The sequence below is a fragment of the Streptomyces inhibens genome, assembly GCF_003389455.1.
GTDB classification, from domain to species: Bacteria; Actinomycetota; Actinomycetes; order Streptomycetales; family Streptomycetaceae; genus Streptomyces; species Streptomyces inhibens.
This window is the reverse complement of the sequence record NZ_QUAC01000191.1, coordinates 1-14,644: the sequence shown is the minus strand read 5'-3', so window position 1 is coordinate 14,644 and position 14,644 is coordinate 1. Positions and strand designations below refer to the sequence as shown.

The 14,644-nt window shown below is 70.5% G+C and carries 12 protein-coding genes; 7 read left to right on the top strand and 5 right to left on the bottom strand.

Annotated elements, in window-relative coordinates; all coding sequences use genetic code 11:
• Positions 1-72: 72 nt before the first annotated feature.
• Positions 73-789 carry a PAQR family membrane homeostasis protein TrhA gene (gene trhA / locus DY245_RS23780; protein WP_128509268.1) on the bottom strand — a complete coding sequence of 239 codons (717 nt, stop codon included), beginning with the start codon at positions 787-789 and terminating at the stop codon, positions 73-75.
• Between the two features lie 238 nt (positions 790-1,027).
• On the opposite strand from trhA, the gene DY245_RS23775 reads away from it, so the two are divergent.
• Entirely contained in the window at positions 1,028-2,872 is a 1,845-nt protein-coding gene (locus DY245_RS23775) for a phosphoenolpyruvate carboxykinase (GTP) (RefSeq protein ID WP_128509267.1), read from the top strand.
• Between the two features lie 124 nt (positions 2,873-2,996).
• Positions 2,997-3,224 carry a hypothetical protein gene (locus tag DY245_RS23770; protein WP_342354210.1) on the top strand — a complete coding sequence of 76 codons (228 nt, stop codon included), beginning with the start codon at positions 2,997-2,999 and terminating at the stop codon, positions 3,222-3,224.
• Positions 3,225-3,300: 76 nt separating this feature from the next.
• On the opposite strand, the gene DY245_RS23765 is transcribed toward DY245_RS23770, so the two are convergent.
• Positions 3,301-3,744, bottom strand: coding sequence for an SCO4983 family protein (locus tag DY245_RS23765; RefSeq protein ID WP_128509266.1), 444 nt, complete (start codon positions 3,742-3,744; stop codon positions 3,301-3,303).
• Between the two features lie 85 nt (positions 3,745-3,829).
• The gene (locus DY245_RS23760; RefSeq protein ID WP_128509265.1) at positions 3,830-5,041 is read right to left on the bottom strand and encodes a pyridoxal phosphate-dependent aminotransferase; all 1,212 of its coding nucleotides are present in this window, start codon (positions 5,039-5,041) and stop codon (positions 3,830-3,832) included.
• Positions 5,042-5,229: 188 nt separating this feature from the next.
• Here DY245_RS23760 and DY245_RS47590 point away from each other — a divergent pair, with 188 nt between their 5' ends.
• On the top strand, positions 5,230-7,410 hold the full coding sequence (locus DY245_RS47590) for a P-loop NTPase fold protein (protein WP_280524997.1): 2,181 nt from the start codon (positions 5,230-5,232) through the stop codon (positions 7,408-7,410).
• A gap of 3 nt (positions 7,411-7,413) precedes the next feature.
• Here the strand turns inward: DY245_RS47590 and DY245_RS23745 are convergent, their stop codons facing one another.
• Together DY245_RS23745 and DY245_RS23740 are read right to left on the bottom strand one after the other, a co-directional pair.
• On the bottom strand, positions 7,414-9,045 hold the full coding sequence (locus DY245_RS23745; RefSeq protein ID WP_128509264.1) for an N-acyl-D-amino-acid deacylase family protein: 1,632 nt from the start codon (positions 9,043-9,045) through the stop codon (positions 7,414-7,416).
• Between the two features lie 15 nt (positions 9,046-9,060).
• On the bottom strand, positions 9,061-10,350 hold the full coding sequence (locus DY245_RS23740) for an amino acid deaminase (RefSeq protein ID WP_128509263.1): 1,290 nt from the start codon (positions 10,348-10,350) through the stop codon (positions 9,061-9,063).
• Positions 10,351-10,567: 217 nt separating this feature from the next.
• On the opposite strand from DY245_RS23740, the gene DY245_RS23735 reads away from it, so the two are divergent.
• From DY245_RS23735 to DY245_RS23720, 4 genes are all read left to right on the top strand, one after another.
• Positions 10,568-11,677: a sugar kinase gene (locus DY245_RS23735; RefSeq protein ID WP_425329433.1), complete on the top strand. Its 1,110-nt coding sequence runs from the start codon at positions 10,568-10,570 to the stop codon at positions 11,675-11,677.
• Positions 11,678-11,750: 73 nt separating this feature from the next.
• Entirely contained in the window at positions 11,751-12,530 is a 780-nt protein-coding gene (locus tag DY245_RS23730) for an IclR family transcriptional regulator (RefSeq protein ID WP_128509261.1), read from the top strand.
• A 5-nt stretch (positions 12,531-12,535) separates the two neighbouring features.
• Positions 12,536-12,946 (top strand): RidA family protein, encoded by a 411-nt coding sequence (locus tag DY245_RS23725; protein ID WP_128509260.1) that lies wholly within the window; start codon positions 12,536-12,538, stop codon positions 12,944-12,946.
• Positions 12,947-13,109: 163 nt separating this feature from the next.
• The gene (locus tag DY245_RS23720) at positions 13,110-14,585 is read left to right on the top strand and encodes a GntP family permease (protein WP_128509259.1); all 1,476 of its coding nucleotides are present in this window, start codon (positions 13,110-13,112) and stop codon (positions 14,583-14,585) included.
• The last annotated feature ends 59 nt before the right edge of the window (positions 14,586-14,644 follow it).

The following is a 14,644-nucleotide window of genomic DNA, read 5'->3' as shown; positions in this document are numbered from 1 at the left end:
CCGCGGCTTGAAGGCCGCGGCCACGGTGGCGCGAGGGGGCGGGGGGTGCCGGCCGGTCGGGGCCGGGGTGGCTCAGGCGTGCGTATAGGCCACCAGCGAGATGCCGACGTAGTGGACGACGAAGGCCGCCAGCGTGAGGGAGTGGAAGACCTCGTGGAAGCCGAACCAGCGGGGTGAGGGGTTGGGGCGCTTGATTCCGTAGATCACGCCGCCGGCGCTGTAGAGCAGTCCGCCGACGATGACGAGTACGAGGACGGCGACGCCGCCGCTGCGCAGGAAGTCGGGCAGGAAGAAGACGGCGGCCCAGCCCATCGCGATGTAGCAGGGGGTGTAGAGCCAACGTGGTGCACCGACCCAGAAGACCCGGAAGGCGATACCGGCCACGGCGGCCGCCCAGACCGCCCAGAGCAGGGCCTGGCCGCGCGATCCGGGCACGAGCAGCATCGTCAGCGGGGTGTAGGTGCCGGCGATGATCAGGAAGATATTGGCGTGGTCGAGGCGCCGCAGGACGCCATCGGCGCGCGGGCCCCAATTTCCGCGGTGGTAGAGGGCGCTCACCCCGAAGAGCAGACAGGCGGAGAGCGTGTAGATGGCGCAGGCCAGGCGGCCTCGGGGGCTGTCGGCGAGCGCGGTGAGGATGACACCTGAGAGGAGGGCGGCGGGGAACATTCCGGCGTGCAGCCAACCACGCATTTTGGGTTTGAGCGGCGCGGCCGCGGCGGTGACCGCCGCGATCGCGGGCGGCGCGGAGGGGGGCTGGCTCTCGGCGGCGTCGGGCGCGGAAGTCATGGCGCAATGCTACCTACGCAACCGTAAGTTACCGATTCGTGCGGAAGTGGTGACGGTCACGAAGTCGCCCTCTGGACAGAACCTTATTGGGGTCGGATGATCAAATGAGTGCGGTCGGCACCGGATGAGCGGTCACGAAGCATCCGGGTCGCAGCCCCCAAGGGGCAAACAAAAAAAGAAGCGGATTTTTCCCTCAAAACGGGCAGGAATCCGTCCACACCCTCATCTAGGAGCGATCGTGGCGCGCGACAACGCGGCTCCCACCATTCCGACCCGTCACCAGGACCTCATCTCCTGGGTCGACGAGATCGCAGCGATCACCCAGCCCGACCGGGTCGTCTGGTGTGACGGCTCGGAGGCGGAGTACGAGCGTCTGTGCGAAGAGCTCGTCGACAAGGGAACGTTCAAGAAGCTCGACCCGATCAAGCGCCCCAACTCGTACTACGCGGCATCCGACCCCACGGACGTGGCGCGCGTCGAGGACCGCACCTTCATCTGCTCCGAGAAGGAGGAGGACGCCGGCCCAACCAACCACTGGAAGGCCCCTGCCGAGATGCGGGCCATCTTTACCGGAGAAGAAGGAAACAGCTTCGCGGGCGAGAAGGGCATCTTCCGCGGCTCGATGCGCGGCCGGACGATGTACGTAGTCCCGTTCTGTATGGGCCCGCTCGGCTCCGAGCTCTCCGCCATCGGGGTGGAGATCACCGACTCCGCCTACGTCGCGGTCTCGATGCGCACCATGACGCGCATGGGCCGGCCGGTGCTCGACGAGCTCGGCGAGGACGGCTTCTTCGTCAAGGCGGTGCACACCCTCGGCGCCCCGCTGGCCGAAGGCGAGGCCGACGTTCCGTGGCCGTGCAACTCCACCAAGTACATCTCACACTTCCCCGAGGCCCGCGAGATCTGGTCCTACGGCTCCGGCTACGGCGGCAACGCCCTGCTCGGCAAGAAGTGCTACGCGCTGCGCATCGCCTCCGTCATGGCCCGCGACGAGGGCTGGCTGGCCGAGCACATGCTGATCCTCAAGCTCACCCCGCCGCAGGGTGAGTCCAAGTACGTCGCCGCCGCCTTCCCGAGCGCCTGTGGCAAGACCAACCTCGCGATGCTGGAGCCCACCATCTCCGGCTGGACGGTCGAGACCATCGGCGACGACATCGCCTGGATGCGCTTCGGCGAGGACGGCCGCCTCTACGCCATCAACCCCGAGGCCGGCTTCTTCGGCGTCGCGCCCGGCACCGGCGAGCACACCAACGCCAACGCCATGAAGACGATGTGGGGCAACTCCGTCTTCACCAACGTCGCGCTCACCGACGACGGCGATGTGTGGTGGGAGGGCATGACCGAGGAGCAGCCCGCACACCTCACGGACTGGAAGGGCAATGACTGGACCCCGGAGTCCGGGACCCCGGCGGCGCACCCCAACGCCCGCTTCACCGTCCCGGCCGGCCAGTGCCCGATCATCGCGCCCGAGTGGGAGGACCCCAAGGGCGTGCCGATCTCGGCGATCCTCTTCGGCGGCCGCCGCGCCAGCGCCGTACCGCTGGTGACCGAGTCGCTGACCTGGCAGCACGGTGTCTTCCTCGGCGCCAACGTCGCCAGCGAGAAGACCGCGGCGGCCGAGGGCAAGGTCGGCGAGCTGCGCCGCGACCCGTTCGCCATGCTGCCGTTCTGCGGTTACAACATGGGCGACTACATGGCCCACTGGGTCAAGGTCGGTGCGGACAAGGACCAGTCCAAGCTGCCGAAGATCTACTACGTCAACTGGTTCCGCAAGGACGACAAGGGCCGTTTCGTGTGGCCGGGCTTCGGCGAGAACAGCCGGGTGCTCAAGTGGATCGTCGAGCGGCTGGAGGGCAAGGCCGAGGGCGTCGAGACCCCCATCGGCGTGCTGCCCACGAAGGCCGCGCTGGACACCGAGGGCCTCGGCCTCGACGACGCCGACCTCGACTTCCTGCTCACCGTCGACAAGGACGTGTGGCGCGAGGAGGCGGCGCTGATCCCCGAGCACCTCAACACCTTCGGTGACCACACGCCGAAGGAGCTGTGGGACGAGTACCGCGCGCTGGTTCAGCGCCTCGGCTGAGCACCGTGTCCGGTGGCTGATCGCCGTGGTGGCGGGAGAAGGTTTCCCGCCACCACGGCGTCACGGCGTCACGGCACCACGGTTCGCGAGACGGCATGGCGGGCGTGTGCGTTCGAGCCGATCAGTGACGCCAAGGTGCTCACCGGCCGCCTACCCCAGGACCGCCTGGGTCGAGCACTTCGAATGGCTGGAGCCGCTGTTCAACGAGCAGCTGGAGCTGCGCGAGGGCCGGATGTTCGTACCGGACCGGCCGGGCCTGGGCCTCTCGCTGAGTGAACGGGCAACGGCCTGGACCGTGGACCGGTGCGAGATGTCGGCGGCGGACCGCGTCGCACCGGCCGGCGCGAGATGAACCGCCCTGGATGGGCCGGTGGAGTGATGCCGGGGCCGCGCCGGTCCGCCTGACGGCGGCCCGCCCGCGGGCACGTTCACGCCGTGGCGAGATCCCGGAGCGGCGCGGCGTGCGCCTCCATCCGCTCCGCCGCCAGGGCCATCGCCGCGGCGTCGTCCCGGGACGTGGCGACCGCCAGGGCGTTCCCGGCGAGGGTGTGGGCGCGCTGCCGGAGCGCCTCGACCCGGGCGGGGGTGCCGCCGTCGCTGGGCTCGGCGCGCAGCGGGTAGGGGCCGCCGCTCAGCCGCGCGACCTGCTCGGCGATGCGGTCCGCGGCGTCGGCCAGCGCGGCGGCGTCCAGCTCCCGGGCCTCCTGGGTGTCGGCCCGCGTCGCCAGCGCATGCAGCTCGTCGGTGACCGTGAGCAGCGCGGTCAGCTGCCCGGCGAGCCGAATGTCCAGCTCCTCCTCGCGGGAGCGGTGCGGGATCTCCTGGGCTGCGGCCATGGTGTGGACCGACTTGGTGCGGATCGGTTCGTACATGGGATGGCCTCCTGAGGAACGTCCAGGGGGCCATCCTAGCTTGGACACTGTCTAAAATTGTGGCCCGTATAGAAGTCGCGGTGGTTCAGTACTGTCCGTAACCGTCGAGGAAGGAGCCGATCCGGGTGACGGCATCCGTCAGATCGTCCTTGCTGGGCAGCGTGACCAGGCGGAAGTGATCGGGCTCCGGCCAGTTGAAGCCGGTGCCGTGCACGATCATGATCTTCTCGGCGCGCAGCAGATCGAGCACCATCCGCCGGTCGTCCTTGACCTTGTAGACCTTCGGATCCAGCCGCGGGAAGGCGTACAGCGCGCCCTTGGGCTTGACGCAGCTGACACCAGGGATCTGCGTCAGCAGCTCGTACGCCGTATCGCGCTGCTCCAGCAGCCGGCCGCCGGGCAGCACCAGATCATTGATCGACTGACGGCCGCCGAGGGCCGTGGCCACCGCATGCTGGGCCGGCATATTGGCGCACAGCCGCATATTGGCGAGGATCGTCAGCCCCTCGATGTACGAGGCGGCATGTGCCTTCGGGCCGCAGACCGCCAGCCAGCCGCTGCGGTAGCCGGCGACCCGGTACGCCTTGGACAGCCCGTTGAAGGTCAAGGTCAGCAGGTCGGGGGCGAGCGAGGCGAACGGGGTGTGGGTGACACCGTCGTAGAGGATCTTGTCGTAGATCTCGTCGGCGCAGACGATCAGGTTGTGCCGGCGGGCGATCTCCGCGATGCCCCGCAGCAGCTCATCGCCGTATACCGCGCCCGTGGGGTTGTTGGGGTTGATGACGACGATCGCTTTGGTGCGGTCGGTGACCTTGCGCTCGATGTCGGCGAGGTCCGGCATCCAGTCCGCCTGCTCGTCGCAGCGGTAGTGCACGGCCGTACCGCCGGACAGCGAGACCGACGCCGTCCACAGCGGATAGTCGGGGGCCGGCACCAGCACCTCGTCGCCGTCGTCCAGCAGCGCCTGCATCGACATCTGGATCAGCTCGGAGACACCGTTGCCGAGGTAGATGTCGTCGACGGAGAGGTCGATGCCCTTGGTCTGGTAGTGCTGCATCACCGCGCGGCGGGCGGAGAGCAGGCCCTTCGCGTCGCCGTAGCCGTGCGCGGTCCCGACCGTACGGAGGATGTCCTCCAGGATCTCGGGCGGGCAGTCGAAGCCGAACGCCGCCGGGTTGCCCGTGTTGAGCTTGAGGATGCGGTGCCCCGCCGCCTCCAGCCGCATGGCCTCCTCAAGCACCGGGCCACGGATTTCGTAGCAGACGTTGGCGAGCTTCGTTGACTGGATGACCTGCATGTCCGCCACTTTACGGGCGCGTTTCGGCGCCCGCCCGGTGTTTTTCCCCACGTTGATCAGCGGAAGGTGTGGATTTCCTCACGGGCGGTGACGGGATGCGGCCGGCCGTCGCGGCGATGAGTCCGTGCATGCTGCTGATTTCGCGGGGAACCGGCGGGCGGAGGCGTACGCCGGTACGCTCCGGGCGCATGTCCACTTCGGCGCCCTTACCGCCACCCGCTCCCGCACCGACCGGCACGCCCGCACCACCCCCGGCGCACGGCCCCTTCGCGCTGCTCAACGACGAACCGGTCGCCGAGCCCGGCGCGGATCTGCTCGGCGCCGGCCAGGCCGCCCGCCAGCTCGCCGGGCTGCTGGTCGCCTCCCGCGAGTCCACTCCGTTCACGCTCGCCGTCGACGCCGGCTGGGGCATGGGCAAGAGCAGCCTGATGCGGCTCGTCGACGCGGAGCTGGCGCTCGCCCCCGAGGTGGAGACCGTCTGGTACAACGCCTGGACCTCGACCGGCGCCGACGCGCTGGAAGGGCTGATCAAGTCCGTCCTGATGCGCTTCGACCGGCGGGTGCTGCGCCGCGGACTGCAACGGGTCACCGAACGGCGCGCGCTGCTGCGGGCCGTACGGGCGCTGACCACGGTCGCCGCCGGGCCGCTCGGGGTGGCCGGCCTGGTCGACGAGCTGTGGAAGAGCCTCTCCGTCAACTCCCAGGCCCGCAACGAGATGCGGGGCGCGATCGGCGATCTGGTGCAGGAGTGGTCGCAGACCGCCGAGTTCCGGCCACGCCGGCTCCTGGTGGTCTTCATCGACGACCTCGACCGCTGCTCGGAGGAGACGGTCCTCGCGGTCTGCGAGGCGGTGAAGGTCTATCTGGACGTACCGGGGCTGGCGTTCGTGATCGGCTGCGACCGGTCGGCGCTGGGGCCGAACGGGCTGCTGCGCGATCTGTCGCCGGCCGGCTCGGCGTTCATGGAAAAGATCTTTCAGACCAGCTACCGGATTCCGGCCGCCGACAACCATGGCGTCAAGGAGTACATCCGCTGGTGCGCACGGACCGCGGGCGTGGAGCCGCTGCTCGACGACGCCCTGGTGGATCTGCTGGCCCAGCGCTCGGACCGCAACCCGCGCCGCATCAAACGCCTGGTCAACGGCTTCGTCCTGGAAGCCACGCTGAACCCCGTCTGGCGCGACTTCGGTCCAGGCGCGGTGATCAGGACGCTGCTGCTGCAGTACTTCTATCCCGACTTCTACCGGATGATGACCGGGCCGTCGGGCACCATCGACGGCGATGTGATGGCCGAATTCCGTACGTACAGGGAGGTGCGGCGGACGCTGCTGGCCGCCGCGGCCGGGCAGCCGGTCGTACAGTCGCCGGCGGAGGTACGGGACTTCCTCGCGAGGTACGAGTTGCTGCCGCCGGAGCCGGTCGGCGCGTCCGGCGAAGCGGTACTGACGGCGCTGGAGCGCCAACTGCCCAGTGAATTCCCGGACTTGGTGATCAATTCGGCGTTCACTTCACTGGTCGACGAGCTGACCGGCCGCCCGGACGCGGACCGGCTGCTCCAGCGGCTGCGCGAGGGCCCCCTCGGCTCCGGCGGGGAGCCGACCCGGATGTCCCAGGAGTGGGCCCCGGTGTGGCAGGAGATGCCGGGGTCCCGCGTGGACGGCTACGCCACAGGCTTCGGGCCGCCGCTGGCGTGGCCGGGGCACGAGCCGTACGGGGGTTACGGGACACCGCAGCCCCAGCCGTTGCAGATGCCGCCGCCGCAGGGCGGGGTGCCGGTGGGGCAGTCGCCGCAGGGCCCGGTGCCACAGGGGGCATACCCGCCGCAGAGCGGTTACCCGGTGCCACAGGGGGCGTACCCGGCGCCGAGCGGGTACCCGCCGCAGAGCGGTTACCCGGCACCGGCCTTCGACGTCCTGTGGGTTGACGACCAGCCGGAGCGCAAGGGCGTGGTGCGCGAGGTGCTGGAGGGTCTCGGGGTGCAGGTGAACCACGTGCCGAAGAGCGCCGCCGCCGTGCAGGCTCTCCGCAATCGCACCCCGGACCTGCTGATCTCCGACATCAGCCGGGGCTCGGACCACTCTGCGGGCTTCGAGATGGTGGAGCGGCTCAAGGCGGACGGGAACTACGGCGGTCCGGTGGTCTTCTTCACCATCCGTCGCTCCACCGACCGTGAGGAGCGGGCCGCCGCGATGGGCGCCAAGCTGACCAACAACGAGCAGGAGCTGCGCGAACTGGTGCTGGCCGCCATGCAGGACAGGGGCAGGGATGGGGACGGGACCCGGGCCCCGACTCCGCCGCGTGACCAGGAGCCGCCGCGGCGTACGAAACGGAGCTTCGGGGAGCCGGAGGGGTGGGCCACCTTCATCTGACCCTCAGCCGCGACCGGCCGTCCGCCGCACCGCCCGCCCCGCCAGCACATCCGTCCGCCGCCCGTCCTCGATCACGAACCGGCCGTCGATCAGGACGTGCGGGATGCCGGTCGGGAGCGTGCGTGGGGCGTCGAAGGTCGATCCCGCCGCGACCGTGTCGGGGTCGAAGAGGACCAGATCGGCGCGGTAGCCCTCGCGGACCAGGCCGCGGTCGGGCAGCCGCAGCCGGGCCGCCGCGCGCGCGGTGAGATGGGCGACGCACTCCTCCAGCGACAGCACGCCCAGTTCGCGGACGTACCTGCCGAGGTACTGGGGGAAGGTGCCGTACGCGCGCGGATGCGGCTTGTGGCCCTGGAGGATGCCGTCGCTGCCGCCGGTGTGCACCCGGTGGCGCATGATCTGGCGGACGTTGTCCTCGTGTCCGACGTGCTGGAGGATCGTCGAGCCGAGGCGGTCGTCGATCAGGAGGCGGCGGGCCGTCACCCACGGTTCCTCGCCGCGTTCGGCGGCGCTGCGGGCGAGGGTCTTGCCCACGCAGCCCGCCAGGCCCGGGTCCGAGACCCCGGAGATCTCGATGGTGTCCCACTCGATGGGGACGCCATGGCAGCCGTCGGCGCCCTCCACCTCCATGACGTGGCGGATGCGCTCGGCCGTCGCCTCGTCCTTCAGGCGGGCCAGGATCGCCTCGGGACCGCCCTCGCTCGCCCAGCTCGGCAGCATCGCGACCAGGGTCGTACAGCCCGGAGTGTAGGGGTAGGTGTCGAGGGTGATGTCCGCGCCGGCGTCCAGCGCGCCGTCCAGGAGGGACAGCAGCTCGGGCGCGCGGCCCTTGTTGACGCCGAAGTTCATGGTGGCGTGCGCGAGATGGAGCGCACAGCCGGCCTCGCGGGTGAGCGCGACCATCTCCTCGTACGCCTGGAGGGCGCCCGCCCCGTAGGAGCGGTGGTGCGGGCAGTAGTAGCCGTCGTAGCGGGCCACCACCCGGCACAGTTCGGTCAGTTCGGCGTCCGAGGCGTACATGCCGGGGGTGTACGTCAGACCGGAGGAGAGGCCGACCGCGCCCTGCTCCAGGCCCTCGGCGACCAGTTGCTTCATCCATGCCAGCTCGTCGGCGGTGGCCTCGCGGTCGTCCCAGCCCACGGCGAGCATCCGGACGGTGCCCTGCGGGACGAGGTAGGCGGCGTTGACGGCGATGCCCCGGCCGTCGAAGCCGTGGTCGAGGCGGTCGAGGTATGCGCCGACCGTGCGCCAGTTGAAGTCGAGGGAGGTGTCGCCGGGCGCTCCGCCGTTCCAGCCGGTGATCTGCGCGCGGACCTCGGCGAGCGTGCGGTCGTCGACCGGCGCGTACGACAGGCCGTCCTGGCCGAGGACTTCGAGGGTGACGCCCTGGGCCACCTTGGCCTCGTGCCCGGGGTCACGCAGCAGCGCGAGATCGCTGTGCGCATGCATATCGATGAAGCCGGGGGAGAGGGCGAGCCCGTCGGCGGCGACGACACGGGCGGCGCCCGGGCGCGGGCCGCCGTCCGACTCACGGTGGATCTCGGCGATCCGGCCGCCGACCAGGGCGACATCGGCGCGGTAGGACGGGCCGCCGGATCCGTCGATGACGTGTATGCCGCGGAGCACGGTGTCCATGGGCCGGGGCTGCCTTCAGAAGAAGGTGCGGATGAAGTCCGTGACCGTGCCGTCCCGCTCGACCAGCGGGATCAGCTGCCACTTGTCGAAGGACGTGCACGGGTGCGACAGGCCCAGGCCGACCCAGTCGCCCACCTCCAGATCGCCGCTCCGCTCGGTGGCGACCCAGGCATGCTGGTCGGACAGCCCGGTGACGGTGAGGCCGTCCGCCGGCCGCAGGGTGCCGTCCCGGCCGGACCGTACGACCTGGGCCTGCGGCAGATCCAGGTCGTACGCCGCATCGCGCTTGCCCGCGTTGAGGAACGCCTGCTGGGGCGTGGGGCGGGAGACGACCTGCGCCCACAGACGGAAGGCGGGCTCCAGGGCGCCCTCCTCCGGGATGCGGTTGAAGGGGGTCAGACGGCGGTAGTGGCCGTCGTCGTGCGACACATACGCGCCCGAGCGCAGCAGCTTGAGGACCGGGGCGGACAGTGCGGGGATCTCCGCGAAGACCTCGGCGACCGTATCGAACCAGGCGCTGCCGCCGGCGCTGATGACGATCTGGTCGAGGTCGGCGAACCGGCCCGCCTTGTCGAACTCCACGGCCAGCGCGACCAGTCGGCGCAGCCAGGCCGCCACTCGCTCGAAGTCGGCCCGGGGCACCTCGCCCTCGTAGCCGGCGATGCCGACCAGGCGCAGGGTGTCCACGCCCGCGATGGCGTCGGCGAGTTCCAGGCACTCGGTCTCCGTACGGACGCCGGTACGGGCGCCCTCACCGGCGCCCAGCTCGACGACGACGTCCACCGGGCGGGTGGCGCCGGCCGCGCGCAGCGCCGTGTCCATCAGCTCGATGCCGCGCAGCGAGTCGACGTAACAGATGAAGCGGAAGTCCGGATCGTCGGCCAGCTCGCCGGCGAGCCAGCGCAGCGCGGCCGCGTCCACGATCTCGTTCGCCAGGAAGATCTTCTGGATGCCGTAGCTGCGGTAGACCCGGGCCTGGTGGGGGACGGCGGCGGTGATGCCCCAGGCGCCGTGCTCCAGCTGGCGGGCGAAGAGCTGCGGGGCCATGCAGGTCTTGCCGTGCGGGGCGAAGGCCAGGCCGTGCCGGGTGGAGTAGGTCTCCATCAGCGCCAGGTTGTGCTCGACCGACTCGGCGGAGAGGGCGAGGACGGGGGTGGTGAACCCGTCGGCGAAGAGGTTGCGTCGCTCGGCGGCCAGCTCGCCGACGGTCAGGCCCTCGGCGTCCGGGGGGAGCGCCTTGAAGCGGTGATCGACCCGTTCGTCCGCGAGTCCCTTGAGTCCCTGCGCGAGCCGCTCGCCGGCCATGTGGGGCCTCCTCAGATATCCTGTTGCACTCTCTGCAACACTCATTGCGCATATCGCTTACAGCTGTCTAACATCCGAGCCAGCGCCCGGTCAATGGTGCGAAACCCGGCGGGAACCCGGCGGGAAACGCCCGCATGCCGTGCGGAGACGGCCCGCCCGGACGCACAAGGACACCGGACATCCGCGTCCCCCGCACAGCGAAGGAGCGCAGCCGATCGTGACCAGGTCCTCGAACGTCAGCGACACCACCGGCCCGGACGGCGAAACCGTCCCGGACGTCGATGTCGTCTGCCTCGGCGAGTCCATGGTCACCTTCCTGCCCAGCCTGCCCGGACGGCTCGCCGACGTACCCTCCTTCGACCGCGCCATCGGCGGTGCCGAGTCCAACGTCGCCTGCACCCTCGCCCGCACCGGCCACACCACCCGCTGGATCTCCCGGGTCGGCACCGACGGCTTCGGCGACCACCTCGTCGCCGCCATCGCCGACTGCGGCGTCGACACCCGCCACGTCCAGCGCGACCCGCTGCGCCCCACCGGCATCTACTTCCGCACCGCCGGCGAACGCGCCACCGGCGTCGACGGCGAAGCCACCGACCGCGCCGAAGTGCTCTACTACCGCGCCGGCTCCGCCGCCTCCGCCATGGCCCCCGGCCTCCTCGACCACGACGCGCTGCACCACGCCCGCATCGTCCACCTCACCGGCATCACCGCGGCCCTCTCCGGCAGCTGCCTCGACGTCCTGCGCACCCTCACCCGCCGCACCCCGGGCCGCCCCCTCGTCTCCTTCGACGTCAACTACCGCGTCGGCCTCTGGCGCAACCCCGCCCAGGGCCCCGAGATCCTCCTCGACCTCGTCCGCGGCTGCGACCTGGTCTTCGTCGGCGAGGACGAGGCCGAGGCCGCCTGGGACCTGCACGGCCCCGACGCCCTCCGCGACGCCCTCCCCGAGCCCGCCACCCTCGTCGTCAAACAGGGCGCCGCCGGCGCCACCGTCCACGACCGGCAGGCCGACGGCACCGACACCGTCACCCACGCCCCCGCCCTCAAGGTCGACATCGTCGCCCCGGTCGGCGCCGGCGACGCCTTCGCCGCCGGATTCCTCTCCGGCACCCTCCGCGAGCTGCCCGTCCACGCCCGCCTTCGGCACGGCCACCTCATGGCCGCCGCCTCCCTCACCGTCCTCGGCGACCTCGGCACCCCGCCAGCCCGCGCCCTCGCTGACCGGCTCGCCGCCCTCGACGCCGCCGACTGGGGCACACTGCGACTCGGCCCCGATTGGACGACCGACGGGGTGCGCACCGCACGGGTGGAGGTCCCAGCACAGTGAACGAGCGAAGCGAGAGAACCATGAAAAGCCGCGTCCCGGACGCACGCCGGGGCGGGACCGGCGAGGTTCGATCATGAGTCAGACAGTCGATCGCGCACTGAGCATCCTTCCGCTGCTCGCCGAAGGACCGGCCAACCTGGAGCAGGTGGCGAGCCGGCTGGGCGTGCACAAATCCACCGCCCTGCGCCTGCTGCGCACCCTGCACGAACACGGCATCGTCTACCGCCAGCCCGACCAGCGCTACCGCCTCGGCGCCCGGCTCTTCGCCCTCGCCCAGCAAGCCGTCGAAAACCTCGACGTACGCGAGATCGCCCACCCCCACCTCGTCGCACTCAACGAGAAATGCGGACACACCGTCCACCTCGCGGTCTACGAGGAGAACGAGGTCCTCTACATCGACAAGGTCGAGAGCCGCTACCCGGTCCGGATGTACTCCAGGATCGGCAAACCCGTCGCGATCACCGTCGCCGCGGTCGCCAAGCTGCTCCTCGCCGACCTCCCCGAACCCGAGCGCCGCGCCCTCGCGGAAAGGCTCGACTACCCCCTCTACACGTCCCGTTCGGCCCCCCACGCCACGGCCTTCCTCGCCGAACTGGCCAAGGTCCGCGAACAGGGCTGGGCCACCGACCTCGGTGGCCACGAGGAGTCCATCAACTGCGTCGGGGCCCCCATCCGCGGCGCGGACGGACGCGTGGTCGCCGCCATGTCGGTCTCCGCGCCGAATGTCGTCGTCAGCGCCGATGAACTCCTCACATTGCTCCCGCTGGTACGCCGCACCGCCGACACCATCAGCCGGGAGTACTCCGGAACCGCCATTCCCCAGTCACCCACCGGTCCCGTACAGGAAGCCTGAACACCATGACCGAGAAGATCGCGCTCACCCCGGCCACCCACACCACCCCGCCCGCGAAGTTCTCCCACGGCGTCAAGAAGGGCAACATCCTTCAGGTCGCGGGCCAGGTCGGCTTCCTCCCCGCCATCGAGGGCCAGGCCCCCACCCCGGCCGGCCCCACACTGCGCGAGCAGACCCTGCAGACCTTCGCCAACGTCAAGGCGATCCTTCAGGAGGGCGGCGCGAGCTGGGACGACGTGATGATGATGCGCGTCTACCTCACCGACGTGGACCACTTCGCCGAGATGAACGAGATCTACAACGCCTACTTCGAGGCCGAGGGCCTCAAGGAGGCGGCATCCGCCCGCACCACGGTCTACGTCGGGCTGCCCAAGGGCCTGCTCATCGAGATCGACGCGCTCGCGGTCTTGAGCTGAGGCGCCAACCCCCTTGCCCCGCCTGCTGTTAACGCCGGCGCGAGCGCACCACCCACCGCACGCGCACCCCTCGCCGCACGGCACGGCGCCCCGGACCGACGGGGCGCCGTGCCGCGGTCCCCCCTGCCCTGGAACCTCCTCTGCCTGCCCACGGAGTCACTCCATGTTCCTCGCTGCCACGACCCCCACCCCGCCACCACCACCCCACACCGGTGGACTGCTCGCCCTGATACCGGGCACCGCGGGCCTCCTGACGGTCGCCGCCCTGGGCATCGCCCTGCTCCTCTTCCTGATCATCAAGGTCCGGCTGCAGCCCTTCGTCGCGCTGCTCGGCGTCTCCATCGCCGTCGGCCTGGCCGCCGGCCTCTCCGTCACCGAACTCTTCGGCACGGTGCAGAAGTCCGACGCCGTCTCGATGATCGAGACCGGTATGGGCGGCATCCTCGGGCATGTCGCCATCATCATCGGCCTGGGCACCATGCTCGGCGCGATCCTCGAAGTCTCCGGCGGCGCCGAGGTGTTGAGCGCCCGCCTGCTCCGCGTCTTCGGTGAAAAGCGCGCCCCGCTGGCCATGGGCCTCACGGGCCTCATCTTCGGCATACCGGTCTTCTTCGACGTCGGCATCTTCGTCCTCGCGCCGATCGTCTACGCCGCCGCCAAGGGCAGCGGCAAATCCATCCTCCTCTACTGCATGCCGCTGCTGGCCGGCCTGTCCATGACCCACGCCTTCCTGCCGCCGCACCCCGGCCCGGTCGCCGCCGCCGGCCTGTTCAAGGTCGACCTGGGCTGGGTCATCCTCATGGGCATCGTCTGCGGCATCCCGGCCGTGCTCGCCGCCTGGGGCTACGCGGCCTGGATCGGCAAGCGCCTCTTCGTCGCGGTCCCGCAGGACATGGTCGAGGCCGCCGAGGAGGCCAAGGCCGCGGTCACCGCGGAGAAGGCCGCGTCCGGCGTCAAACCCCACGAGCGGCCGGTCTCCCTGGGCACCGTCCTCACCATCATCGGCACCCCCCTGATCCTCATCCTCCTGGCGACCTTCTCCTCGATCGCCCTGGCGCCTTCCACCGGCCGCTCGGTCATCGAGTTCTTCGGGCACCCCTTCGTCGCCCTGACCTTCGCCCTGCTGCTCTCCTACTACCTGCTGGGCATCCGCCGCGGCTGGTCCCGCAAGTCCCTGGAGACGGTCTCCACCGCCTCGCTCAAGCCGGTCGGCAACATCATCCTGGTCGTCGGCGCCGGCGGTATCTTCGGCGCCGTCCTCAAGGGCAGCGGCATCGCCACCGCCCTCTCCGACACCTTCCACAACGTCGGCCTCCCCGTCATCGTCCTGGCCTACCTCCTCTCCCTCGTCCTACGGGTGGCCCAGGGCTCGGCAACGGTCGCCATCGTGACGACAGCGGGAATCGTCGTCCCCCTCATCGAGGGCCAGGGCATGTCGCAGGCCCATCTGGCGCTGATCATCATGGCGATCTCGGCGGGGTCGATTTTTGCCTCGCACGTGAATGACGGGGGCTTTTGGATGGTCAGCAAATACTTCGGGATCTCGGAGCGCGACACGTTGAAGTCCTGGACGGTCCTGGAGTCGGTGCTCTCGGTCGCCGGATTCGCGGTGGCGGCGCTGGTGAGCTTGGTCGTGTAGGGCACGCGCCCCGGCACGCCACGAGCCGGCGCCCCGGAACCCGACGACGGGTTCCGGGG

Excerpts from the sequence above, each read along its gene's own strand:
- trhA (WP_128509268.1), bottom strand. The coding sequence starts at position 789 with ATGACTTCCGCGCCCGACGCCGCCGAGAGCCAGCCCCCCTCCGCGCCG.
- DY245_RS23765 (WP_128509266.1), bottom strand. The coding sequence starts at position 3,744 with ATGTACGAACCGATCCGCACCAAGTCGGTCCACACCATGGCCGCAGCC.
- DY245_RS23760 (WP_128509265.1), bottom strand. The coding sequence starts at position 5,041 with ATGCAGGTCATCCAGTCAACGAAGCTCGCCAACGTCTGCTACGAAATC.
- DY245_RS47590 (WP_280524997.1), top strand. The coding sequence starts at position 5,230 with ATGTCCACTTCGGCGCCCTTACCGCCACCCGCTCCCGCACCGACCGGC.
- DY245_RS23745 (WP_128509264.1), bottom strand. The coding sequence starts at position 9,045 with ATGGACACCGTGCTCCGCGGCATACACGTCATCGACGGATCCGGCGGC.
- DY245_RS23740 (WP_128509263.1), bottom strand. The coding sequence starts at position 10,350 with ATGGCCGGCGAGCGGCTCGCGCAGGGACTCAAGGGACTCGCGGACGAA.
- DY245_RS23730 (WP_128509261.1), top strand. The coding sequence starts at position 11,751 with ATGAGTCAGACAGTCGATCGCGCACTGAGCATCCTTCCGCTGCTCGCC.
- DY245_RS23725 (WP_128509260.1), top strand. The coding sequence starts at position 12,536 with ATGACCGAGAAGATCGCGCTCACCCCGGCCACCCACACCACCCCGCCC.
- DY245_RS23720 (WP_128509259.1), top strand. The coding sequence starts at position 13,110 with ATGTTCCTCGCTGCCACGACCCCCACCCCGCCACCACCACCCCACACC.